17 protein-coding genes and 1 pseudogene are annotated in these 21,886 nt (G+C 66.2%); 13 read left to right on the top strand and 5 right to left on the bottom strand.

The window, feature by feature from the left end; all coding sequences use genetic code 11:
* Positions 1–38: 38 nt before the first annotated feature.
* Both ACFQDH_RS06435 and ACFQDH_RS06440 read left to right on the top strand, forming a co-directional pair.
* The gene (locus ACFQDH_RS06435; protein WP_382399576.1) at positions 39–815 is read left to right on the top strand and encodes a cyclase family protein; all 777 of its coding nucleotides are present in this window, start codon (positions 39–41) and stop codon (positions 813–815) included.
* A complete protein-coding gene (locus tag ACFQDH_RS06440; RefSeq protein ID WP_382399578.1) occupies positions 812–2,446 on the top strand; it encodes a thiamine pyrophosphate-binding protein in 1,635 nt (544 codons plus the stop codon). The genes ACFQDH_RS06435 and ACFQDH_RS06440 overlap by 4 nt, the downstream gene beginning before the upstream one ends.
* Before the next feature lie 11 nt (positions 2,447–2,457).
* Here the strand turns inward: ACFQDH_RS06440 and kynU are convergent, their stop codons facing one another.
* Positions 2,458–3,705 carry a kynureninase gene (kynU, locus tag ACFQDH_RS06445; RefSeq protein WP_382399580.1) on the bottom strand — a complete coding sequence of 416 codons (1,248 nt, stop codon included), beginning with the start codon at positions 3,703–3,705 and terminating at the stop codon, positions 2,458–2,460.
* Between the two features lies 1 nt (position 3,706).
* Complete coding sequence (locus ACFQDH_RS06450; RefSeq protein ID WP_382399582.1) at positions 3,707–4,561, bottom strand: tryptophan 2,3-dioxygenase; 855 nt, start codon at positions 4,559–4,561, stop codon at positions 3,707–3,709.
* A gap of 1,211 nt (positions 4,562–5,772) precedes the next feature.
* On the opposite strand from ACFQDH_RS06450, the gene ACFQDH_RS06455 reads away from it, so the two are divergent.
* Complete coding sequence (locus ACFQDH_RS06455; protein ID WP_382399584.1) at positions 5,773–6,366, top strand: hypothetical protein; 594 nt, start codon at positions 5,773–5,775, stop codon at positions 6,364–6,366.
* Positions 6,367–6,428: 62 nt separating this feature from the next.
* Positions 6,429–7,286, top strand: a complete 858-nt coding sequence (locus tag ACFQDH_RS06460; protein WP_382399586.1) for a GNAT family N-acetyltransferase — start codon at positions 6,429–6,431, stop codon at positions 7,284–7,286.
* A 109-nt stretch (positions 7,287–7,395) separates the two neighbouring features.
* Here the strand turns inward: ACFQDH_RS06460 and ACFQDH_RS06465 are convergent, their stop codons facing one another.
* Positions 7,396–8,439: a P1 family peptidase gene (locus ACFQDH_RS06465; protein ID WP_382399588.1), complete on the bottom strand. Its 1,044-nt coding sequence runs from the start codon at positions 8,437–8,439 to the stop codon at positions 7,396–7,398.
* A 152-nt stretch (positions 8,440–8,591) separates the two neighbouring features.
* On the opposite strand from ACFQDH_RS06465, the gene uppS reads away from it, so the two are divergent.
* The 3 genes from uppS to ACFQDH_RS06480 all read left to right on the top strand — a co-directional run bounded on the left by uppS (position 8,592) and on the right by ACFQDH_RS06480 (position 11,768).
* The gene (gene uppS, locus ACFQDH_RS06470) at positions 8,592–9,299 is read left to right on the top strand and encodes a polyprenyl diphosphate synthase (RefSeq protein ID WP_382399590.1); all 708 of its coding nucleotides are present in this window, start codon (positions 8,592–8,594) and stop codon (positions 9,297–9,299) included.
* A 95-nt stretch (positions 9,300–9,394) separates the two neighbouring features.
* The gene (locus ACFQDH_RS06475; protein ID WP_382399592.1) at positions 9,395–10,741 is read left to right on the top strand and encodes a cytochrome P450; all 1,347 of its coding nucleotides are present in this window, start codon (positions 9,395–9,397) and stop codon (positions 10,739–10,741) included.
* 22 nt (positions 10,742–10,763) lie between these two features.
* A complete protein-coding gene (locus ACFQDH_RS06480) occupies positions 10,764–11,768 on the top strand; it encodes an aldo/keto reductase family protein (protein ID WP_382399594.1) in 1,005 nt (334 codons plus the stop codon).
* 174 nt (positions 11,769–11,942) lie between these two features.
* On the opposite strand, the gene ACFQDH_RS06485 is transcribed toward ACFQDH_RS06480, so the two are convergent.
* The gene (locus ACFQDH_RS06485; protein WP_382399596.1) at positions 11,943–12,875 is read right to left on the bottom strand and encodes a pirin family protein; all 933 of its coding nucleotides are present in this window, start codon (positions 12,873–12,875) and stop codon (positions 11,943–11,945) included.
* A gap of 43 nt (positions 12,876–12,918) precedes the next feature.
* Between ACFQDH_RS06485 and ACFQDH_RS06490 the strand changes: the two genes are divergently transcribed.
* The 6 genes and pseudogenes from ACFQDH_RS06490 to ACFQDH_RS06515 all read left to right on the top strand — a co-directional run bounded on the left by ACFQDH_RS06490 (position 12,919) and on the right by ACFQDH_RS06515 (position 20,883).
* Complete coding sequence (locus ACFQDH_RS06490; protein ID WP_382399598.1) at positions 12,919–13,371, top strand: MarR family winged helix-turn-helix transcriptional regulator; 453 nt, start codon at positions 12,919–12,921, stop codon at positions 13,369–13,371.
* Between the two features lie 28 nt (positions 13,372–13,399).
* A complete protein-coding gene (locus ACFQDH_RS06495) occupies positions 13,400–14,374 on the top strand; it encodes a pirin family protein (RefSeq protein WP_382399600.1) in 975 nt (324 codons plus the stop codon).
* Positions 14,375–14,624: 250 nt separating this feature from the next.
* Positions 14,625–16,069, top strand: a pseudogene (locus ACFQDH_RS06500) (cytochrome ubiquinol oxidase subunit I).
* A gap of 10 nt (positions 16,070–16,079) precedes the next feature.
* Complete coding sequence (gene cydB / locus ACFQDH_RS06505) at positions 16,080–17,126, top strand: cytochrome d ubiquinol oxidase subunit II (protein WP_382399602.1); 1,047 nt, start codon at positions 16,080–16,082, stop codon at positions 17,124–17,126.
* On the top strand, positions 17,126–20,494 hold the full coding sequence (cydC, locus tag ACFQDH_RS06510; protein WP_382399604.1) for a thiol reductant ABC exporter subunit CydC: 3,369 nt from the start codon (positions 17,126–17,128) through the stop codon (positions 20,492–20,494). Before cydB ends, cydC begins: the two co-directional genes overlap by 1 nt.
* The gene (locus ACFQDH_RS06515) at positions 20,494–20,883 is read left to right on the top strand and encodes a BlaI/MecI/CopY family transcriptional regulator (protein ID WP_382399606.1); all 390 of its coding nucleotides are present in this window, start codon (positions 20,494–20,496) and stop codon (positions 20,881–20,883) included. Before cydC ends, ACFQDH_RS06515 begins: the two co-directional genes overlap by 1 nt.
* 99 nt (positions 20,884–20,982) lie before the next feature.
* Here the strand turns inward: ACFQDH_RS06515 and ACFQDH_RS06520 are convergent, their stop codons facing one another.
* On the bottom strand, positions 20,983–21,861 hold the full coding sequence (locus tag ACFQDH_RS06520) for a M56 family metallopeptidase (protein ID WP_382399608.1): 879 nt from the start codon (positions 21,859–21,861) through the stop codon (positions 20,983–20,985).
* Positions 21,862–21,886 lie beyond the last annotated feature (25 nt).

The following is a 21,886-nucleotide window of genomic DNA, read 5'->3' on the forward strand; positions in this document are numbered from 1 at the left end:
GTCGTGTGACCAATCAGCCTTTCGAAAGGCAGCAGATCATGTCAGTCCTCCCAGGGTTAGCCTCGGCGCTCGCCAACGGATCCGTCCAGGTCGTCGACCTGACCAACAGGCTCTCCGCCGACACTCCGACGCTCCGGTTGCCGGAGCCCTTCGCCAATCTCATCGACTTCAGCCTGGAGGAAGTGAGCGCCTACAACGAACCCGGACCTTTCTGGAAGCACCACAACATCCACACCGGAGAGCACATCGGTACCCACCTCGATGCGCCGGTGCACTGGATCAGCGGCAAGGACGGTCACGACGTCTCGACCATCCCGCCCGCTCGGCTGGTCGGACCGGCAGTCGTGATCGACGTCTGCGATCAGGTCGCCGAGAACCCCGACTTCCTGTTGGATGTCTCGCACCTCGAAGCCTGGGAGGACGAGCACGGCACGTTGCCGGACAACGGGTGGCTGCTGCTGCGCACTGGATGGGACAGGTTCGCCGACGACAAGGAGGCCTGCCTCAACGTAGACGAGACCGGTTCGCACACCCCTGGTCTCACCGCGGAAGCGGCGGAGTGGCTCGCCACTCAGCGACCGATCTCCGGCGTCGGCGTCGAGACCGTCGGCATCGACGCCGGACGCGGCGCCGAGCTGGACCCGCCGTTCGCGGCCCACTACCACCTGCTCGGCAACGACAAATACGGCCTGACCTCGCTGCAGAACCTCGCGCTGCTGCCGCCGACCGGAGCGGTGATCGTCGTCGCGCCCCTGCCGATCGTGGGCGGCACCGGCAGTCCGGCGCGGGTCTTCGCTCTCGTCGAGAAGTCATGAAGACGGCGGAGCTGATCGGACGGACCCTGGTCGAGGCCGGCGTCGACCACGTATTCGGTGTGGTCGGCTCGGGCAACTTCGACGTCACCGACGCGATGGTCGGGGCTGGTGCCACCTATGTCGCGGCACGGCACGAGAGCGGTGCAGCCACCATGGCCGACGCGTATGCCCGGATGACCGGCGGCATCGCCGCCCTGACCGTGCATCAGGGGTGCGGCCTCACGAACGCCATGACCGGGATCACCGAGGCTGCCAAGAGCCGCACCCCAATGGTGGTGCTGGCCGCGGAGGCGACCCAGCCGCTGTCGAACTTCCATGTGGACCAGACCGCGCTTGCCGAATCAGTGGGTGCTGTGCCGATGCGGGTTGACGACCCGGCGACCGCACGGGATACGGCTCGGAACGCGGCGCAGACCGCCCTCGCCGACCGGCGGGTCGTGCTGCTCAACTTGCCTCTGGAGGTGCAGGAGGCCGACGCGACCGACCAGGTCGAGCTCCGGGTCGCACCCGTGGAGCCAGCGCAAGAGTCCCCCGCACCGGCGGAGGCTGACGTGCGACGACTCGGGGACGCGCTGCGGACGGCGCGGCGACCGGTCTTCGTCGCCGGACGTGGCGGTCGCGGTCCCGGCTGCCGGGAAGTGCTCGAGGCGCTCGCCGAGCAGAGCGGCGCCTTGCTCGCGACCTCCGCCGTGACCAAGGGCCTCTTCAACGGCAACCCGTGGTCCCTGGATGTCTCAGGCGGATTCGCGTCGCCGCTGGCGGCCGACCTGATCAAGGGGGCCGACCTCATCGTGGGCTGGGGCTGCGCCCTCAACATGTGGACCATGCGGCACGGCCGACTGATCGCCGACGACGCAACGGTCGTGCAGGTTGACCTCGATATCGATGCGCTCGGTGCTCACCGCGACATCGCGTTCGGGGTGGTTGGTGACGTCCGGCAGACCGCCGAAGCAGTGTCGAGTGAGCTGCGCGACGAGACGCTGCCCGGCTATCGGACCGATCGACTCCGCGACGACATCGCGGCACGCAACGCCTGGCGGGATGTGCCGTATGACGATGCCGGCACGGACGAGCGCATCGATCCGCGCACGCTGTGCCTCGCACTCGACGAATTGCTGCCCACCGAGCGAGTCGTTGGCGTCGACTCCGGCAACTTCATGGGATATCCGAGCATGTTCCTGCGGGTGCCGGACGAGTTCGGCTTCTGCTTCACGCAGGCGTTCCAGTCGATCGGGCTGGGACTGGCCACCACCATCGGGGCAGCTCTCGCGCGCCCTGATCGATTGCCGATCGCTGCCCTCGGGGACGGAGGTGCGCTGATGTCCGCCGCCGAGTTCGAGACGGTGGCGAGGCTCGGCATACCCATGGTGGTGGTGATCTTCAACGATCAGGCGTATGGCGCGGAGGTGCACCACTTCCGTGGCCGGTCACTAGACAGTGTGACTTTTCCCGACACCGACTTCGCAGCAATCGCAAGGGGATACGGCTACGAGGCGATCACGGTGCGTAATCGCGACGACCTCGCACCGGTGGCCGACTGGCTGGCCGAGCGGTCCAGGCCGCTGCTGATCGATGCCAAGGTGGTCGCGGACGAGCCATCGTGGTGGCTGTCGGAGGCCTTCGGTCACTGAGGACCGGGCCGCTAGCTACGGTCGGTCAGGATCTCGTGCAGGTGCGCCAACGCGGTGGCGACTTCCACGAAACTCGTTGACAGCGGTGACATTCCGGCCCGCAGGCCGCGTGGCCGCCGGAAGTCGGGTATGACGCCGCGCTGCCACAACTGCGCGATCGCCGACTCCATCGCTTCATGCTCGAGCGTGACGTGCCCGCCGCGTGTGGCTGGGTCGCGCGGCGACGCGACAGTGACGCCGAGCGGCGCGAAGACCTCGTCGGCCACATCGGCGACGAACTCGGTCAACCGGATCGACTTCTCCCGGATCGCCTCGATGCCGGCCTGCTCGACGAGGTCGAGCATGTCCTGCATCGGCAACATCCCGAGGATCGGCGGAGTGCCGCTGATGAAGCGCCGCATCCCGTCCGCCGGCGTGTATGACGGCCCCATCGTGAACGGCTCCGCGTGCCCCATCCAGCCGCTGATGGGCTGAACGAGCTTGTCCTGCAAGAACTTTGCGACATACCCGAAGGCGGGCGCGCCAGGTCCGCCGTTGAGATATTTGTACGTGCAGCCCACGGCCAGGTCGACACCTGCGGCGTCGAGCTCGACGGGCACGAGACCTACGGAGTGGCACAGGTCCCACAGCACCAACGCCCCCGCGTCGTGCGCCACCTGGGTGATGGCTGGCACGTCAGCGATGTAGGCCGACTTGTAGGCGATGTGGCTCAGCAACACCAATGCCGTGTCGTCCGAGACCTTTTCGCGCACGTCGTCGACGGTCACGCCGGTCGCAGGGTCCGGTTCGATCCAGTCGATCGTCATACCGAGCTCGGCGGCGATGCCCTGCACGACGTAGCGGTCGGTGGGGAAGTTCTCGGTGTCGGCGACGATCCGGCTCCGGCCGGGTCGAGCGCCGACCGCGGCACGCACCAGCTTGTAGAGCAACACCGTCGTGGAGTCGGCGACGGCGGTCTGTCCGGCGGCCGCACCCAACGCGATGCGGCCGATCTGGTCACCGAGCTGTAGCGGCTGTTCCATCCACGACTCGTCCCACGCGCGGATCAGTCGCTCGCCCCACTCGTCATCGACGAATTCCGCGAGCCGGCGCCGGGTCACCTTGAGCGGCCGACCGAGCGAGTTGCCATCCAGATAGGCGACAACGCCTTCGGGCAAAACAAACTGATCCCGGTATGCCGCAAGGGGATCGGCCGCATCCAGTGCCCTGGCTTCGGCGACCACGTGCTCGGGCAGGTGCGTGAGTATGGCGTCAGGCATCTCAGTTGCCGATCTCGGTACGCACCGAGTAGAGCTCCGGGAAGAACGTCAGGTCGAGGGCCCGTTTGAGGAAGTCGACACCGGAGCTGCCTCCGGTGCCGGTCTTGTAGCCGATCGTGCGTTGCACGGTGCGCAGGTGCCGGAACCGCCAGAACTGGAACGCGTCCTCGAGGTCGACCAGGTCCTCGCACATGGCGTATTCGGCCCAGTGCGCAGTTGGGTCGTCATAGATGCGCTGGAAGACCGGGATCAGTCCGGGCTGCTCGACCCATGCATGCGTCACATCCCGGTCCAAGATCTGCTGCGGGACGTCATGGCCGTGCGCGACGAGGAAGCGGAGGAAGGCGTCATACACAGTGGGTGAGTCGAGCACCCCACGCAGCCGCTCCTGCTGCTCGGGCTTGGCCGCGAAGACCGGGAGCATGCCGGCGTTCTTGTTGCCGAGGATGAACTCCACCGCGCGGTACTGGTAGGACTGAAAACCGGATGCGGAGCCGAGAAAGCCTCGAAACTCTGCGTATTCGCTCGGGGTCAGGGTCGCCAGGACCGACCATTGCTCGGCCAGGGTGCGGAAGATGTGCTTGACCCGCGCCAGTGCCTTGCGACCCCGACTCACGTCGTCAGCCTGCAAGTAGGTGCGCACCGACTCCAGCTCGTGCAGCACAAGTTTGAACCACAGCTCGGTGGTCTGATGCTGGATGATGAAGAGCAATTCGTCAGGGTGGACCGGCGTGCTGACCGGGTGCTGCGAGTCGAGCAGCTTGTCCAGGTCGAGGTAACCGCCGTAGTCCATCCGCGACCGGAAATCGGTCCGCACGCCCTCTTCGATCCGCCGTTCGCCGTCTTCGATCGACACTGGGTTCTCGCCTTCCTCGATGATCTCCCAGTCTGGCAGTGTCGAAGTGGGAACGTCGCAGAGGTGCCAAGACGTATGGCGCGGGGCCGGAGATCTCGAACGAAAGGCGCACGCTGTCCCCCTGCGGACAGCGTGCGCCTCGTCCCGTCGTTCCCCTCCGGCGGCTTGCAACGGGATCAGCTTGCTTGTCCCGTGACGGCGTCGCAACGATTCGACGGGGGCCGAATTCATCGAAGCCGTGCGGTAACTCGGCGGCCGTCGAAGCCGCTGATCGAATGGTGACGGTGACGCTCTACGACTCCACCACCAGTGGCTCGGGGGACGTTGCGACCCGCAGCCTCCAGCTCAGCCGTCGGTCCTGAGTCGCCTCGGCGGTCAGCGGGACCTTCACGCACTCCGGCGGCGAACATGGCGACGCGGTCTGGCGCAGAAACGTTACGAGAACCCGTTGACCATCCGAGTCCGCGAGCCCACACTGATATGGCAGTTGACCGTCACACGACTGTATGGAGGGGAATTATGCTTGGCGGTTCAAAGGTGCTCGCCGGTTTGGCTGCTGCGGCTTTCATGATTGGAGCAGAAGCTCCAATGGCCCACGCCGACGCATGGGGCACCAATGCAACTAGCACCGGCCCACATCCGCGGATCGACTCATAATTGGTGTTGGGGATCAGGATTCTCAACGGCCTCACGAGATAACGCAACCAATGCAATGAATTACTCGCTCGGTGGTCCGACTGATGCCATCGTCGAGTACAAGCCGTCATGTGTCTACTCCGGCTCGTACGAGACTGACGTTGTGTGGTTCTCTGGAAACTTGTCTGTTGGGGTGCGCGGTCGGACCTACTGCAACGATATCGACAACCCTCCACAATGCGATCAGGCGTACGTAACGCTCGACGAGGCCGAGATTAACGTCGGTTCAAACGATGAGATCGACACTACCTTCACCGCTTGTCACGAATTGGGGCATACGGTTGGCCTCACACATGGCTCGGGCGGTGGCAACGGAACCACCGACGACTGCATGGCGAATGCCTACGGGTCCTCGCCCAGCACAGACATTCGGTACCAGCGTTATTCGACCCACCACAAGGGGCACATCAATGCGTGGTTTTAAAGCGAGTCGACGTTCGGTCGCGGCTGGGATCGTGGGGATCGCGGCTGCGGGAGTGTTATCCGCGTGCGGAGCCAAAAATGAATCGCGGTCCGTGGCCAGCTCTGAGCCGACTGTAGCCCAACCTGCTTCCTTCGTTCCTTTCCTCCGTTCAATTGGCGAAGGAAACCAATACCAAATTCACCAGTCTCCCACGGAGCTCAGCACTGAAGCGGACCTCACCGTTCTGGGCACGATTCGCTCCGTCGGCGACGGCCGTGTCTTCGGTCATGGCGCGACGCGCGATGATGAGCCCGTCAATCTGAACTTGACCTACGCCGTCCATGTCGACCGCGTACTGGCGGGAGATGCATCGTTGGTTCGCGACGGTTTTGTATACGTCGAACTCCCGCGGTCCAAGTACCAAACCATCGAGGCCGCGGACCGCGCGCTGCCGGTGAACCAGAGGGTTGTCCTCTTCCTGGGTGACTACAGTGAGGACATGGGCTGGCCGCTCACGGCTCCGTCGCCCGTCGTACCAGAGGGTGCACCTACGCTCGCGCCATACACCGAAGGCTTCTTGGTCGAGGACCAGACTTCCAAGAGTTTGATCGGCGGACTGGAGTCGCTCGACCAACTGCCGTCAGCCTGGAGCGAGCACGACGGCTCGCTGGCGCAATTCGTGTCTGCAAACTTTGTCGTGAAGTAGCGCGCCACAGCCCGGGCCTGAGGAGGACCCACGATTGCCCGCAGTCTGCCACCATCGACGTCATGACGGATGACGGGCAGTGGCGGGTACGGAAGGTGACGGCGCCGGCCGACGCGCAACAAGCGGCGAGCGACTTGATCGCTGCGAATCCCGTTGCCTATTCGGTCTTTTCGACGGTTACCGACTCGCTGATCCGCGAGCCGAGCAGGTATGTCGAACCCCTTTGGTTCGTCATCTCTGAGGGTGACGGTCCTCCCGTGCTTGTGGCGATGCAGACTCCGCCACACCCGTTGCACGTGCCGACGTCGGTACCGGGTGCGGTGGCCGCGCTCGCCGAACACCTCGTCGCGGCCGGCGTGGACCTGACCGGTGTCAACGGGCCTGAGGAGGCCGCGCTGAAGTTCGCGGACCACTACTTGGCTGCGGCGGGCAAGCAGATCACTGGCCGCGAAGGCATGGGTGTCTACGACCTGCCGGTCCCGGCCGCCTTGCCCTGGCCAGTGGCCGGTGAACACCGCACTGCGGACGAGTCGCACTTGTCGCTGGTGTCTTCTTGGGTCAAAGCATTCATGTACGAGATCGGCAACCCTACGATCGATGCCGAGGCCACGGCACGACGGCAGATCACCGCCGGCAACGTCAGCCTGTGGGTGGTCGATGGCCGACCCGTCGCGATGTGTTGGGCGAGTGCGCCATTCGGTGGTGTCGTGCGCGTGTCGGGCGTGTTCACGCCACGCGCCGAGCGCGGCCAGGGCTACGCGAGCGCGATCGTGGCGGCGGCCAGTCAGCGACAGCAGGCCCAGGGGAATGTCTGCATGCTCTACACCGAGCTGGTCAATCCGACCTCCAACAAGATCTACCGGGCGCTCGGTTACCGCCACCTCGGGAACGACCTGCGCTTGAAGTTCTCGGCACGCTGACCGAGCTGACCTCGAGACGCCAGTTCGTCCCTCACTGGCTCCTCGGCCACCTCTTAGACGGTGGCCGAGGAGCGAGGTACGAGCGTCTCGAGGTCCCGCGAAGCGGCAGCTATCGGTCGAAAACGCCTGCAGCGGCACACTTCTCGAGCACGAAGCCCAAGGGGACGGCGTGCTTGGTGTGTCCGTTGAAGCCCTCGGTGGTTGTCGCCAGGAAGAGTGAATCCAGCACCGCTTCGGCGACGGCTTCCTGCACGGCGAAGAAGACCGGATTGAGGTGCGCGTCGGGTATGCCGCGGCGCTCGCCGCCGTCGAAGGCGATCGCGTAGTCGCCGCTGCCCTGCGCGAAGTCTGAGCCGACCCGCGCCATACCGAAGACCGCACGGGTCGCGACTCGGGTCAATTGCCGCGAGTCGAGACCGGCGTCCACCGCGACGATCAACATGCATGAATTTCCCTGGGGAGCCAGGCTTTCCGCTGCGTCACTCAGCGCCTCGTCCGGAGTGATCGGCACGCCGCGCACGGTGAGTACGCCGGAGAAGTTGGTCTGTGTGAGCACGCCGACCGTGCAGGAGCCGTGCTCGCTGAGGTCCACGACGCGCGAGGCGCTGCCGATGCCGCCCTTGAAGCCCAACGCGACAGTGCCGGTGCCAGCGCCGACACATCCTTGCTCAACCGGCGCAGTGCTCGCGGTCCGGAGTGCTTGCAAAACGTGTGCCTCAGTGATGGGCCGACTGCGTATGTCGGACAGATACCCGTCGTTCGTCTCTCCAACGACCGGGTTGAGCGACTCGACACCTTCGTTGCCCGGTTTGTCGAGCACGTAGGAGACCAGGGCGTCCGCGGCGCGGAAGGCCGACAGCGTCCCGGTCAGCACGATGGGTGTTTCGATTTCGCCCAGCTCGACCAATTGCGTTGCCCCAACCAGCTTTCCGTATCCGTTGCCGACGAAGAGGCCAGCCGGCATACGACCGCCGGGGACATCCACCGCAACGGGCACGATCGCGGTCACCCCGGTGTGCAGTCGGGTGCCTTCGTGGATCGTCACCTGCCCGACGCGGACACCGGGAACGTCGACGATCGTGTTGGTCGGACCGGGTGTGCCGGTGCCCGGCGCCAGTCCGAGCGCGCGAGCCCGAGCGCCGTCGTGGGACATGGGTTCCACCCTAGATTGAGAGGCATACGCATGTCATGACAGGCGTATCGATTCGGACGTATTCGCTACGCCTGTCAATGCGGTGGTGCGCCTCTCAATCACGTGCGAGCGACAATGGTTGCGACCTCCCCTCGCGCAAAGGACTTCATCGGATGTCTACGAGTGCTCGCATCAGCAGTGCGCTGCCCACACATGTCGGCGTGATCATGGACGGCAATCGTCGCTGGGCGAAGGCGGCGGGTCTGGTGGGTGCCAGCGCCGGGCATCGCGCCGGCGCGGACCATCTCGCGGATCTGTTGCGCTGGTTGGAGGCTCGCGCCATACGACACGCGAGCGTGTATGTGTTGTCGGCGGACAACATTCGCAAGCGGGACAGCGACGAGGTCGGCTACCTCTTTGAGCTCCTTGAGACGTTGGTGCCGACCAGGGTTCGCGAGTCGGGTGAGTGGCAACTGCACATCGCGGGAGACCTCGACCTGCTGCCCGCGACCTGCGCCGCTGCCCTGACTGCCGCGATCCGCGAGACGGCCGGGCGCCGCAGTCATCTGACGCTTGCGATTGGCTATGACCCGAAACGAGACGTCCTGAACGCCGTGCGAGGACTGCTGGTTGCCGGTGCAGAGCTTGAGGGCACCGATCTCGTTGCGGCCATTGATGATCGGTTGCCCGGCGGCCCGATCAAGGACATCGATCTAGTGATCCGCACCAGTGGAGAGCGGCGAATCTCAGGGTTCTTCCCGTGGCAGAGCGAGCACGCGGAGATCGTCTTCAGCGACAAGATGTGGCCGGCGTTCGACGAGTCCGACCTCGACGCGGCCCTGGTCGAATACGGACGGCGTCGGGCGCGGACTGCGAGCTGAGACCGCCGAGTTTTCGTGTGCAACGGGTGGCGCCGAAGCAATTTCGCGCCTACTGTGAAGTGGATCACTACACCTGTTGTAAACGCGGAGGCGTGATGAACACGGCAGACCATTTGAAGCGCGGCGTACGCTGGAGCCTCGGTCACGGGCTGCCCGGCGGCCTGATGCGGATGGCCGCGCGCAAGGGCGACTTCCAAGGTCGTATGACGACCGAGGCCGGACGGGTCAGCACTCAGGAACTGTTGCCGCTGATCGAAGAGATCCGGGCCGCGGGCACGATGGCTAAATGGCGTCTCGGGCATATCACGGTCGACCACGAGGCAGTGCGAGAAACGTTGAGCAGCAACGACGTTCACGCCGGCTTCGTCTTCGAGGAAGGGACGATGCTCGGTCGGGTCGGACGCTGGGCCAAGCGTGACGGCCTCAACCCGGTTGAGGCTCCGTCGCTGCTTGCGGTCGAGCCGCCCGATCACACCCGCTACCGCAAGCTGGTGACCCGCGTCTTCACCGCGCGTGCCGTGGAGAAGCTTCGGGTGCGCACCGAGGAGATTGCCGGGGAGCTGCTGGCCGCCATACCGGCTGACCGTCCGGTCGACCTGGTCGAGTCCTACTGCGCGAAGCTGCCGGTCGAGGTGATCTCGGAGATTCTCGGCGTGCCGGAGAAGGACCGCGGGCTGGTCCTCAGGCTAGGCGGCGGCGCGGCGCCCAGCCTGGACATGGGTCTCGGCTGGCGCGACTTCCGCGACGTCGAGGACTCGCTCGACGAGTTCGATGCCTGGCTCGGCGAGCATCTCGGCTACCTGCGCAAACATCCCGGTGACGACCTGTTCAGTCAGCTGGTGCGCGCCAGCGACGACGGCGAGCAGCTGACCGAACGCGAGCTGAAGGCGACGGCGGGTCTGGTGCTTGCCGCCGGGTTCGAGACCACGGTCAACCTGCTGGGCAACGGGATTCGGCTGCTCCACGAGCACCCGGACCAGTTGCAAATGTTGCGGGACGAGCCGGCCGGATGGGCCAACGCGGTCGAGGAGGTCCTGCGCTACGACCCGCCGGTCCTGTTGACCGGACGACAGGTCAGCCACGAAACCGAGATCGTCGGACACCCCCTCAAGGAGGCGGAGCTGGTCATCACCGTCCTCGCGGGTGCGAACCGTGACCCCAAGGTGTTCGATGAACCGAACCGCTTCGACATACAGCGGGCGAATGCTCGTGACCATCTGTCGTTCTCGGCCGGCCGGCATTATTGCCTCGGCTCGGCGCTCGCCCGGATGGAGGGCGAGGTCGGATTGCGTGCGTTCTACGACCGTTTCGGCGTGGTCGAACTGCTCCCGGGAGCCGAACGCCGCCAGACGCGCATCCTGCGCGGCTGGGAGAACCTCCCGGCGAAGCTGACGGTGAGTGACCGCAGCGAGCTGCCGGAGGTCGTCCGCACGGCGTCCTGACCCCGGCCGTACGGTGGGGGACATGGACTTTCGCTACCTCGGCAACTCAGGTTTGAAGATCTCCGAGATCACTTACGGCAACTGGCTGACCCACGGATCGCAGGTCGAGAACGACGCGGCGATCGCGTGCGTGCGCGCGGCGCTCGATGCCGGCATCACCACCTTCGACACCGCTGATGTTTATGCCAACACCGCCGCTGAGACCGTGCTTGGCGAGGCGCTCAAGGGCCAGCGCCGTGAGAGCCTGGAGATCTTCACCAAGGTCTACTGGCCGACCGGCCCGCAGGGGCACAACGACACCGGCCTGTCGCGCAAGCACATCACCGAGTCGATCAACGGATCGCTGCAGCGACTCGGCACTGACCACGTCGACCTCTACCAGGCGCACCGCTACGACTACGAGACGCCCTTGGAAGAGACCATGCAGGCGTTCGCGGACCTCGTCCGCCAGGGCAAGGTGCTGTATGTCGGGGTCAGCGAGTGGACCGCGGAGCAGTTGCGCGCCGGTCATGCTTTGGCGAAAGAGCTTGGTTTCCAACTGATTTCGAACCAGCCGCAGTATTCGATGCTGTGGCGTGTCATCGAGGATCAGGTCGTGCCGGCCTCGAAGGAGCTGGGCATCTCGCAGATCGTCTGGTCTCCCGTGGCGCAAGGCATCCTGACGGGCAAGTACAAGCCGGGCGAGCAGCCGCCTGCCGGCAGTCGCGCCACCGATGAGAAGGGCGGCGCGGACATGATCTCGCACTTCCTGAATGACGAAACCCTCACGGGCGTGCAGAAACTCGCGCCGATCGCGGCGGACCTCGGGCTGACGATGGCGCAGCTCGCCGTGGCGTGGGTGCTGCAGAACGACAACGTCGCCAGCGCGCTCATCGGTGCTTCCCGTCCCGAGCAGGTCACCGAGAACGTCAAGGCGTCTGGTGTGAAGCTCGAAGCTGACGTGCTGGCCAAGATCGACGACGCGCTGGGCAGCCTGGCGCAGCGTGACCCGTCACTGACGAAGTCGCCCGAGGCCCGGGTCGCGTAAGAGGTGGCCGAGGAGTTCGTGAGGCGCAAGAGGTGGCCGAGGAGTTCGTGAGCTTCGTCCTGAGGAGCCTCGCGAGGAACGAGCGGGCGTCACGAAGGGGAACGAGCGAACGTCTCGAGGTCATCCTCCCGTGCGGGGACCTCGAGACGCTCGTTCCTCGCTCCTCGGCCGCCTCTAGGGGCGGGGTTTGCGGGGCTTCAGTCGCACGGGCGGCAACTCGGGAGCTGGGATGCGGTCGATCGGGCCGTCATACCCCTCGACGTGACCGAATCGCCCTGAGTCCGCTTGCCATTCGTCGCGTGCGGCGACGATCTCCTCGTGAGTGCGGGCGACGAAATTCCACCACATGACGATGTCCTCATCCAGCGGCGTACCGCCGATGAGTATGACGCGCGCCGGCACGTCGCCGGACATGAAGCGGATGAGTTCGCGGCCCTGATCGACCAGCCCCAGCTCGGCATGCTGCAGGACGAGCGCTTCCTCCTCCATCGCGTCGCCTGGGGCGATCGTCAGGTCACCGTCGTCGAGCAAGACGGCATGCTCAAAGGTCGGGTCGACCCGGATGTCGACAGCGGTGCCGGGTGCGAGCTCGATCTGCGCGGCAACCAACGGGCTGTAGGTGCGAACCGGTGACGAGGCGCCTTCCAGCTCACCCACGAAGACTCGGGCGGTGGCTTCGCCGGACATCACCGGCAAGTGCGTGATCGGTGTGGAGAAGTGGTCGAAACCGTTGGTGCCATTGCGGTTTGCCTCCGGCTGCGCGACCCACAACTGCACGCCGCGCAGGTCCGCGGAGCGGGACACCTCGGAATGGCTGATGCCGTTGCCGGCGGTCATCAAGTTGACTTCTCCGGGGCGAACCAACTGCACGTTGCCCGCGCTGTCACGGTGCTCGACCTCGCCGTCGAAGAGCCAGGTCACCGTCTGCAGGCCGCAGTGCGGGTGCGGCGCGACATCCATCGGCGTGGTGGACGGCCCGAAGTGGTCGGCGAAGCACCAGGCGCCGACGAGCGTGCGGTCGCGGTGCGGAATCGTGCGCCGGACCAGCATGGCCCGCAGGCCGCCGAGCGGCACTTCGCGAGGCTCCAGGCGCTGCAAGGTCGTCATCCGAGACACCATAACCGCTCAAATTTGAAGTTAGGCTGGAGCTGTGGCCGCAACTTCCCGCGTGCGCATGTGGCGCTCCTACTTCGAGTCGAGCGTCCTGCTGCAACAGGCACTCGACGACAGGTTCCGAGCGACCTCGGACCTGACATTATTCGAGTACAACCTGCTACTGCTGCTCAGCGAGGCGCCCGATGGCCGGTTGCGGATGGGTGACCTCGCCCACGCGATGGTCTTCTCCAGTAGTCGGCTGAGCTATCAGATCGGCGTGCTGGAGAAGCGTGGCCTCGTATGCCGGGAGCGCGACGCGGGCGACGCGCGCGTCATACATGCGTGCCTGACCGATGCCGGTCGGGACGCGTTCGACAGCTCCAGTCGCTCACACCTGACGGCGGTGCGCGAACTCTTCCTGGATGACCTGAGTGCAGAAGACGTTGTCACCCTCGACGCTGTCTTCGGCCGACTGAAAGCGCGCCTGCGCGAACCAACCCTGGAATAATTCAAATCTGAAGTAAGTTGGACCTGACATGCCAGCCATCACAGTGTCGAACATCCTGACCCTCCCGCGAGTGTCCGTGCCTGAGCCGGGCGCGCAGCCTCGGTCGGTCCGGTCGGTCACCACCGCCCCGCAAGGGTTCGAGGGTGAAGGTTTCCCGGTGCGCCGCGCGTTCGCCGGGGTTTCGATGGCGGATCTCGATCCGTTCATCCACATGGATCAGATGGGCGAGGTCGAATACGCCCCCGGCGAGCCGAAGGGCACGCCGTGGCACCCGCACCGCGGGTTCGAGACCGTCACCTACATCATCGACGGCATCTTCGAGCACCAGGACAGCACCGGCGGCGGCGGCCGTATCACCGACGGCGACACGCAGTGGATGACCGCCGGGTCGGGCCTGCTGCACATCGAGAAGCCGCCGGAGTCGCTCGTCGTCTCTGGCGGACTCTTCCACGGCCTGCAGCTCTGGGTCAACCTGCCGAGCACGATGAAGATGACCGACCCGCGCTACCAGGACATTCGGGCCAAGGAGGTGTCGCTGCTGTCCAGTCCGGACGGTGGGGCACTGCTGCGCGTGATCGCGGGCGAGCTCGACGGGCACGAGGGTCCCGGCATCACGCACACACCGATCTCCGTCATACACGCGACGGTGGCTCCGGGTGCGCGCGTGCAGCTGCCGTGGCGCAAGGACTTCAACGCTCTTGTCTATGTGCTCTCCGGTCGGGGATCCGTTGGCGCAGAACGCCGTCCGATCGAAATGGGGCAGCTTGCCGTCTTCGGTCCCGGCGATGTCATCGAGGTCGCGGCCGACGACAACCAGGAGTCCCGTAGCCCGAGCCTGGAGCTCTACATCATGGGCGGCCGACCGATCGGGGAGCCCGTCGCGGCATACGGTCCGTTCGTCATGAACACCCGCGAAGAACTGGCGACGGCCTTCGAGGACTTCCAGGCCGGCCGGCTCGGCACGATCCCCGCCGAACCGCACCCCGGTCACGACGTCCTCTGACGGGTCCGACACCCCGGCCCCCATCCGCCGAGAGGCTCAGAAGAGTCTCGAGAGGCTCAGTAAAACTGAGCAATCCAGGCTGTGTTACTGAGCCTCTCGGCGTTCATGTGAGCCTGTCGGCGAGGGGGCGCGGCGAGCGAGGGGGCGCGGCGAGAGGGGGCGGCGAGGCGATGGCAGCCGCTGGACGTATTACTACGCGCAGTAGTAACGTTAACTACGACATCTTGTAGTAGTCGACGGAGGAGACGGCGTGGACGCCCTCGATCTGGCGCGGTGGCAGTTCGCCATCACGACGGTCTACCACTTCCTGTTCGTGCCGATCACGATCGGCCTCTCGGCCATGGTCGCCGGCTTCCACACCTGGTACTTACGCCGTCGACAGCCCGAGCTGCTCCGATTGGCAAAGTTTTTCGGCAAACTCTTCACGATCAACTTCGCGCTCGGACTGGTCACCGGCATCGTGCAGGAGTTCCAGTTCGGGATGAACTGGTCGGACTACAGCAAGTTCGTCGGTGACATCTTCGGGGCGCCGCTGGCCTTCGAGGCACTGCTCGCGTTCTTCATGGAGTCGACGTTCCTCGGGCTGTGGATCTTCGGGTGGGGGCGCATCCCGGAGAAGGTCCATGTCGCCTGCATCTGGGTCGTGCACATCGGAACGGTCCTGTCGGCATACTTCATCCTCGCCGCGAACTCCTTCATGCAGCACCCGGTCGGCTACAAGTACAACAGGGTCACCGGCCGCGCCGAGCTGACCGACTTCGTCGCCGTGCTCACGAACAAAGTGCAACTGGTTACCTTCCCGCACGTGCTGGCGGCGTCATACCTCTGCGGCGGTGCGATGGTGATGGGCGTCGGCCTGTGGTCCATGCGTAAGCACGATCACGACAAGAAGATGTATCGCAAGGCAGCGCGCGTCGGTGCCGTCGTCACCCTGATCGCCGGCATGGGCGTCTCCATCACCGGCGACACGCAGGGCAAGGTGATGACCGAGGTGCAGCCGATGAAAATGGCTGCGGCAGAAGCGCTTTACCAAACTCGGGACAGCTGTGCGGAGTTCTCCTCCTCACCATCGGCTCGCTGGACGGTGAGCACGAGAAGTATGCGATCACGGTCCCGTGCGTCCTGAGCTTCCTGGCAACCGGATCGTTCAACGGCAAGGTTCAGGGCGTCAACGAACTGAAACGTGAGCTGCCCGGGCAGATCGCCAAGGCCGCGGCCGCCCGAGGAGAGCCCGCCCGTTACGTCCAGCCCGCCGACGCCGTCTTCACCCCGAATATCCCGCTCGCCTACTGGTCCTTCCGGTTGATGATCGGCATCGGAATGCTCGCGTCGGCCATCTCGGTGGCCGTGCTCTGGCTCACCCGCAAGGGCCGCTCGGAGGTCCCGCGATGGCTGGTGCTGGCCGGCATCGTCTCGCCGCTACTTCCCGTGCTGGGCAACAGCTTTGGCTGGATCTTCACCGAGACCGGCCGCCAACCGTGGCTGGTGTATGGCGTCATGACTACCTCATCGGGGGTCTCGCCGAGTGTGAGCGCCGCGTCGGTGATCACCTCGATGACCGTCTTCACGATCCTGTATGCCGGGCTGGCCGTCGTCGAGGTCAAGTTGATGCTCGACTACACCCGCCATGGCGCGGACCCCTACACACCCACGAAGCAGTCGGCGGACGACGAGCCGCTGGCGTTCTCCTACTGAGGATTTCGCGATGTCTCTGGAAACGTTCTGGTTCATCCTCATCGGCCTGCTCTGGGCGGGCTACCTGATCCTCGAAGGCTTCGATTTCGGCGTCGGCATGCTGCTCGCGATCATCGGCCGGGGTGAGACCAAGGCCGAGACGAACGACAAACGACGCCTGATGCTCACCACGATCGGACCCTTCTGGGACGGCAACGAGGTGTGGCTGATAACTGCCGGCGGTGCGATGTTCGCAGCGTTCCCGGCTTGGTACGCAACGATGTTCAGCGGCTTCTACCTGGCCATGCTGCTGCTCCTGGTCGCGCTGATCCTGCGCAACATGGGCTTTGAATACCGCTACAAGCGGGACAATGACCGATGGCGTGCCGGGTGGGATGCCGTGATCATCGGCGGATCGGTGCTGCCTCCGCTGCTGGTCGGCATTGCGCTGACCAATCTGATTCACGGCGTGCCGGTGGATCGCAGCGGCAACTTCAGCGGCACCTTCTTCACCCTGCTGAATCCGATGAGTCTGCTCGGCGGGCTCACCCTGGTGGCGGTCTCCCTCGTGCACGGCGCGTTCTTCCTTGCACTCAAGACCTCCGGCTCGATCCGCGACGAAGCGCGGACCGTCGCACGCCGATCTGCCCCGGTGGCAGCACTTCTCGCCATCGCGCTGCTCATCTGGGTCAACCTCCACACGGGCACGGTCTGGTCCTGGCTGGTGGCCGCGATCGGGGTGATCGCCTTCGTGGCGGCGCTCGCAGCGGACCGGATCGGCCGGGACGGGTTGGCCTTCACCGGCACCTTCGTCACGATCGGTGCGACCGTGGCGTGCTACTTCCTCGCGTCATACCCCGCCGTCATGCCGAGCACGATCAACCCGGCCTTTGGCCTCACAGTGCACAACGCTGCAAGCTCGCACCTGACACTGCAAATCATGACGGGCGCCGCGGTGGTGTTCACCCCGATCATGCTGCTCTACTCGGCCTGGAACTACTGGGTCTTCCGGAAGCGCATCAGCACCGATCACATTGCGCCGCAAACTGATCCGCTCGCCACGGTGGGGAGCCACTGATGCGACCGCTCGATTCGCGACTACTGCGCGTCGAGCCACGGGTGCGCCGTCCGCTGGCGGCGCTCGGCGTGATCGGCGTCGTGCAAGGTGCGCTCGCAATCGCCCAGGCGGTGGTGGTGGCGGCACTGATCGTGGCGGTGGTTCGCGAGAAGTCGCTGGTCGTCCCCACGGTGCTCGTGCTGGTTGTGTTCGGCTTGCGGGCGATCGCTGGCGGCGCTGCGGAACGTGTTGCGGCGTGGGCGGGTTCGTATGTCGGCAACCTCCTTCGCCACCGCGCCGTCGACGGGTGGCTGGGCAGCACGATCGACACCCGTCCCAGTGAAACGGTCATGCTGACTCGTGCCACCAAGGGTGCCGAGGCGATCGAGCCGTATGTCGCCCGTTACCTGCCGGCCCTGATCAGTGCGGCGGTCGTGCCTGTCTTTGCGTTGGTGGCGCTGGCATGCACCGACTGGATCAGTGCGCTCATCGTGGTGCTCACCCTGCCGTTGCTGCCGCTCTTCGCCGCGCTCATCGGGCTGCACACTCGAGATGAGACAGCGGCGCGGTGGCGTGAAACCGACCGGTTGACAGGGCATTTCCTCGATGTGATGCGTGGGCTGCCGACGTTGGTCAACTACCAGCGGGCAGAGCATCAGGTCGGTCTGGTGCGCGCCGTCGGTCAACGGTGGCGTGCCGCGACGGTTCGGACCCTGCGTACGGCCTTCCTCAGCTCTGCTGCGCTGGAGTTGCTCGCCACCATCTCTGTGGCGATCGTCGCCGTCGCAGTGGGGCTGCGGCTGGTCAGCGGCGGGATGAGTCTCGAGGTGGGTCTGGTCGCCATACTCCTGGCGCCGGAGGCGTATTGGCCGATCCGCAGGGTCGGGCAGGAGTTTCACGCGGCTGCGGATGGTGCACAGGCCATCGACGAATTGCTGGCGCAGGACTCGGCGCCGGTCGTGTCGGCGACGAGCGGGGCCGGCGCCCTGCATGCGCGGGTGCTCGGCTATCGCCATCCAGGCGCGCAGCAACTCGTCATCCGTGACTTGGACCTGGATGTCCGTGCCGGGCTGACCGCGCTGACCGGACCGTCGGGCTGCGGGAAGACCACCGTGCTGGACCTCCTCGCGGGCTTGCGCGCCGCGACGACCGGGTCTGTCGAGTCACCATCGGTCGTGCACTACGTGACCCAGCGCCCGTTCCTCGTGCCGGGCAGCATTGCCGAAAACCTAGCGCTGACAGGGGAGTTACCGTCGGGCACCGACTGGCTGCCGGAGCCGCTGCGGCGCCTGCCGGACGGTCTCGACACGGTCATCGGCGACGACGGATTCGGCCTGTCCGCCGGCCAGCGGGCGCTGCTTGCGCTCACCCGGGCGCAGTTGTCCTCTGCCTCGGTCGTCCTGCTCGATGAGCCGACCGCCCATCTCGATCCCGCCATGCGCGGTCAGGTGGAGACGATGATCCGTGCGCTCGCCCGGACTCGCGCCGTCGTCGTGGCCACCCACAGCGAGAGCCTGATGGCGTTGGCGGACAACGTGATACGGCTCGAATTGGCGCGGGGCGTTGAGGTGGCCGAGGAGCGTCTCGAGGTCTCTCGCCCCCGCCGTAGTGCGCGGCCACCGGAAGCCGCCTTTCGAGACGCTCGCTCGTTCCTCACGAGCTCCTCAAGGGGCTTTTCGGGGCGCTCTGTATGGCGTCCGGCGCCTGGCGTGCTGCGCGCGGCGACGATCGGCGCGCTGGCCTCCGTGTGCGGCGTAGCGCTGATGGCGACGTCGGGGTGGCTGATCGTGCAGGCGAGCACCAGGCCGCCGGTGCTGACCTTGCTGGTGGCGATCGTCTGCGTGCGGGCCTTCGGCATCGGCCGACCGGTGTTCCGTTACGTCGAGCGAATCAGGTCGCACGACGCAGCGCTCGCAGACCTGGTCGAGCGCCGGGCTTCGCTCTTCACTCGGTTGATCCCGCTCACGCCGGCAGCGCTGGGACGCAAGCGCCGGGCGGACGTGCTGACCGGTGCGGTGAGCGACCTGGACGACGAGGTCGACGTGCAGGTCCGGGCGCTGGTGCCGCTGATCGGCTGCGTAGCGACGGCCGTGCTCACCCTCGGTGTCGTGACAGCGCTGCATCCGGCGAGCGGCCTCGTCCTCGCGGCGATCCTGGTCGCTGTTGGGCTGGTCGCCTGGTGGGACTACCGGTTGGAGAGTGACGGCCAGCGCCATACCCTCCGAGCGCGCGCGGCGGTCAATGACGCCGCGCAGCTCCTGGCCACGAATCTCCCTGCGGTGCAGGCGATCTCGGCCGCGCAACCGCTGGTCCGGAAACTCGACGATGCCGCACACGAGAGCACTCGCGCCACTGTTGGGCAGGCTCGGGGCCGGGCCGCCGGTGTCGCCATGACCACCGTGCTGGCCGGCGTGGCGACCGTCCTGACGGCGATCGTCGCGCGGGGCGGTTTGGCGAGCGGGCAACTCAGCGCGCCGATCGCCGCGCTACTCGTGCTGGGGCCGCTCGCCCTGACCGACGTGCTTGGAACGGTGCCCGACGCGGTCGGCGCAGCCGCTCGCGGACGTTGGGCACATGATCGGCTGCGCCGCCTGACCGAGCAGCCACCGGCGGTGCAGGACCCGGAGCGCGCAACCAGCACACCCACCGGGGCCGCTCACCTCCGGCTGCACCAGGTGAGTGCCTCCTGGACCGGCGCCGCTACCGACCTCTCCGTCGACGACTTCCGTCTCGCGCCCGGCGAACGGGTCAGTGTCACCGGGCCCAACGGGGCGGGCAAGTCCACCCTGCTCGCAGTACTGGCTCGGCACCTCGAGATCGCCTCGGGCCATTACACATTCGCGGGAGTGGACGTCCAACACAACAGGATCATCGACGTGCGCTCACGGCTGGCGATCGTGGACGACGAACCGCACGTCTTCGCCGGCACGGTGCGCGCCAACCTGCTCCTGGCCCGCCCGGACGCCACAGACCCTGCGATCGCCGGCGCACTCGTCGACGCGGGACTCGGCAGGTGGCTGGCGGCGCTTCCACAGGGCCTCGACTCCGAGCTCGGCGACGGCCGAAGCGTGAGCGGTGGGGAGCGCACCCGGCTGGCGATAGGCCGCGCGCTCCTGTCGGCCCGGCCGGTGCTGCTCCTCGACGAACCGGTCGCACACCTGGACTCACCCACGGCACGCGCCGTCATGCACGACCTGCGCACCGCGACGGCCGGTGCGTCCGTCGTCGCCGTGTCCCACCAGGGCGTCGCGGACCTGGCGCCGGATCGGGAGTTCGCCATACAGCTACCCTTTGGGATCGACCGATCCGTGGACCTCGGGCCCCGGCGAAGTATCGGAGCGAGGCACGAGCGGAGAACTTCGTTGGGTGAGGATACGGTGGCGTCGTGATGAGGCAGGGACGATCCGGGCTCGGCGACCTGGAGAGCGCCGTGATGGAGCAGCTGTGGGCGCTCCCCGAGGACGGTTGGTTGTCGGTCCGAGAGGTCCACGAGCGGCTTGTCGACCGCGACCTGGCCTACACGACCGTAATGACCGTGCTCGACCGGCTGGCCAAGAAGGACCTGGTCGGCCGCGAGCGAGCCGGGCGCGCCTGGCGCTACCGCGCAGCGGCGACCCGCGATCAGCTGACCGCCGAGGTGCTGCAGTCCAGCCTGGAGCCGCTGGCGCCGGACGACCGCAAGGCGGCGCTGCTGAGCTTCCTCGACAATGCATCGGCCGACGACATCGACGTGTTGCGCGCCGGACTCGCTGAGGTCGAGCGCAAGCACGGTCGCTGACTCAACCGACTCCGAGTGCGGCGCGTCCAAAGTTGGCTGACAGTCGCTTCGCGCCTGACCAGCAACTTTGTCCACATCCGTACCTGCTCTATTTCTAATTCACCCCATTAGCAGCGCACCCCAGGCGATGATCCCGGTCGCCAGCACGACGAACGCAGCCGCCGCGAGCACCGAAGCGGACAGCATCCGGTGCGGGCCGTTGTCGGCCAGCAACTCCATCCGCCGCACCGCCGACGCGCCGGTCACGCCAAGCGTGGCGTCCGGATGCGCCCCGCCCGACAGCTGAACCAGCGCCCGCGCCACGGCCACCGGCCCGACCGAACGACACGCGGCCCGATCGGCCAGCAGCTCGATCAGCAGGCGTACCTCCTGTATGCCGCGGTCACTGCGTATGACGCGCGGAACCGCGGTGTGCAGCACGGTGAAGAACTCCAGGACCAGGTCGTGACGCAGCCGCAGGTGTGCGCGTTCGTGCGCCAGGACGCCGCCCAGTTGTTCGGCAGGGAGCGCGCGAATTGTGCTGTCGGTCAACACGACTCGGCGTCTTTTGCCCGGGATGCAATAGGCGGTCGGTGTCGGGTGAGCCAGCACCGTGATGGAGTCGTATGACGCCCCCTCCGGGGGATCACCGAGCAGATCGACGAGCTCGGCGTGCTTGCGTCGTGCCACGCGCAGGTCGCGGCCGATCCGATGTCCCTGCAGGAGCAGTCGAGCGACGATCAGGCTGGAGATCACCAGCCCGAGGAGCAGCAGCGGAACGTTCGCAGCAGGTGCCGGGATCTGCCTGCCGTCACGGACGAGCTGCAGGATCGCCAGTGGCGCCAGACACACAGACGCAAAGATCGCAGACAGCGAAATCGCTTGCCACAGCAGCAAAGCCGGCCCTGGCACCCGCTCCAGGTCGGTCAGGCTCGGCAGCAGTCGCGGGACCGGCCAGGTGAGCAGGACCGCGACCACGAACAGTCCCGTGGTCAGCACCGCGTCATTCTCCCAGCCCAGGAAA

This window comes from Flexivirga alba (assembly GCF_042661025.1).
GTDB classification, from domain to species: Bacteria; Actinomycetota; Actinomycetes; order Actinomycetales; family Dermatophilaceae; genus Flexivirga; species Flexivirga alba.

What these genes read in the sequence shown, in the direction of transcription:
- kynU (WP_382399580.1), bottom strand. Translation starts at nt 3,705, where the DNA reads ATGCCTGACGCCATACTCACGCACCTGCCCGAGCACGTGGTCGCCGAA.
- ACFQDH_RS06480 (WP_382399594.1), top strand. Translation starts at nt 10,764, where the DNA reads ATGGACTTTCGCTACCTCGGCAACTCAGGTTTGAAGATCTCCGAGATC.
- uppS (WP_382399590.1), top strand. Translation starts at nt 8,592, where the DNA reads ATGTCTACGAGTGCTCGCATCAGCAGTGCGCTGCCCACACATGTCGGC.
- ACFQDH_RS06485 (WP_382399596.1), bottom strand. Translation starts at nt 12,875, where the DNA reads ATGACGACCTTGCAGCGCCTGGAGCCTCGCGAAGTGCCGCTCGGCGGC.
- ACFQDH_RS06440 (WP_382399578.1), top strand. Translation starts at nt 812, where the DNA reads ATGAAGACGGCGGAGCTGATCGGACGGACCCTGGTCGAGGCCGGCGTC.
- ACFQDH_RS06515 (WP_382399606.1), top strand. Translation starts at nt 20,494, where the DNA reads ATGAGGCAGGGACGATCCGGGCTCGGCGACCTGGAGAGCGCCGTGATG.
- cydB (WP_382399602.1), top strand. Translation starts at nt 16,080, where the DNA reads ATGTCTCTGGAAACGTTCTGGTTCATCCTCATCGGCCTGCTCTGGGCG.
- cydC (WP_382399604.1), top strand. Translation starts at nt 17,126, where the DNA reads ATGCGACCGCTCGATTCGCGACTACTGCGCGTCGAGCCACGGGTGCGC.
- ACFQDH_RS06435 (WP_382399576.1), top strand. Translation starts at nt 39, where the DNA reads ATGTCAGTCCTCCCAGGGTTAGCCTCGGCGCTCGCCAACGGATCCGTC.
- ACFQDH_RS06460 (WP_382399586.1), top strand. Translation starts at nt 6,429, where the DNA reads ATGACGGATGACGGGCAGTGGCGGGTACGGAAGGTGACGGCGCCGGCC.
- ACFQDH_RS06495 (WP_382399600.1), top strand. Translation starts at nt 13,400, where the DNA reads ATGCCAGCCATCACAGTGTCGAACATCCTGACCCTCCCGCGAGTGTCC.
- ACFQDH_RS06475 (WP_382399592.1), top strand. Translation starts at nt 9,395, where the DNA reads ATGAACACGGCAGACCATTTGAAGCGCGGCGTACGCTGGAGCCTCGGT.
- ACFQDH_RS06465 (WP_382399588.1), bottom strand. Translation starts at nt 8,439, where the DNA reads ATGTCCCACGACGGCGCTCGGGCTCGCGCGCTCGGACTGGCGCCGGGC.